This window comes from Kitasatospora sp. A2-31 (assembly GCF_022288725.1).
In the GTDB taxonomy this organism is placed as follows: Bacteria; Actinomycetota; Actinomycetes; order Streptomycetales; family Streptomycetaceae; genus Kitasatospora.
Map to the genome: position 1 here is coordinate 1 of NZ_JAKNTA010000268.1, position 1,067 is coordinate 1,067.

The window sequence follows — 1,067 nt, forward strand, 5'->3', positions numbered from 1 at the left end:
CAGTCGCCCTTGATCGGGACGTCGCCCGGGTTGCCGAACCTGATCGCGGGCCGCACGTTCTCCGTCTCGTTGGAGTCGTTGAGGTAGAAGCTCTGGGTCGCCGGGTCGTAGACGGCGACGGTGGTGGTGCCGTTGCCGCTGCCCGAACATCATCGACGCGCCCTCGGCAACGATCTCGGTGCCCCGGTAGCGGAAGTCGGGCGCGAGGCGGAGGGAGCCCGTGATCGAGGTGCCGATCGCCGTGCGGCCGCGCTGCGGTGCACTGCCGGCCTCCCGGAGGGTGGCCTCGTCGTCGAAGATGTCGAGGTAGGCCTGGACGCGGGGGTGGGAGAGGTCGCCGGGCGCCGGCGGGGTACCGGTCGGGACCTCGCCGAAGGCGAGCTGGCGCTTCATGAAGGCGCAGGCGTTGGGAGTGAGCCGGCCCCTCCACGCGGTCGACCTTCGCGCGGACCTCGGCGCACTCCACGCCGGTGTCCCGCGGGTCGGCGGAAGCCCCGGTGGCGACGGCGGTGACGGTGGAGAGGCCTACGGCGACCGCGGCGGCGACGATCAGGCTGGTGCGGGCGGTGGTGGCGGGCATGGTGATACCTCGTTCGTCTGCGCTGGTCAGGGGGCCTGGGTGGGGCTGTCCGGCCACGGACAGAACCTTCGCGGACGGGGAGATGAGCGTCGATTACCTGCCAGGTAATGCGGGGGAGACCCGGACCGGATCGCGGCCCGATTTCACGTACTGATCAGCTGTTGGTAGGTTTACCTCGTCGACGGGACGAGAGCGCGGAAGCGGTCGAGGACCGGCGGTCAGGCGTCGGTGGTGCAGCGGTAGCACGCCCACTTTCAGTGGGAGGGGTTCGTTCAATTCGGGCCCGGCGCTCCAAAGAGCAGGGGCGGAAGTCGGTTTCGACTTCCGCCCCTGCTGTCGTTCGCATGGCCCGCCCCGGGGCGCAGGCGACCGAGCCGCACAGAGCCCGACCGGTGAGCTGTCGCCGCCGTACAGAAGGACGGAGTACGGCTCCAGGGGTGACGAGCCCACCCACACCAACGGCTCGTCGCTGCACAGCGGCGGGCCG

The 1,067-nt window shown here is 70.7% G+C and carries 1 protein-coding gene and 1 tRNA gene; one reads left to right on the top strand and one right to left on the bottom strand.

Annotated features, from left to right (window positions below; translation table 11 throughout):
* The coding region (locus MCM47_RS41355; RefSeq protein ID WP_238951901.1) for a hypothetical protein at positions 1-393 on the bottom strand (393 nt) is incomplete at its 3' end.
* A 409-nt stretch (positions 394-802) separates the two neighbouring features.
* Here MCM47_RS41355 and MCM47_RS41360 point away from each other — a divergent pair.
* Positions 803-874 (top strand) — tRNA-Glu (locus tag MCM47_RS41360).
* The last annotated feature ends 193 nt before the right edge of the window (positions 875-1,067 follow it).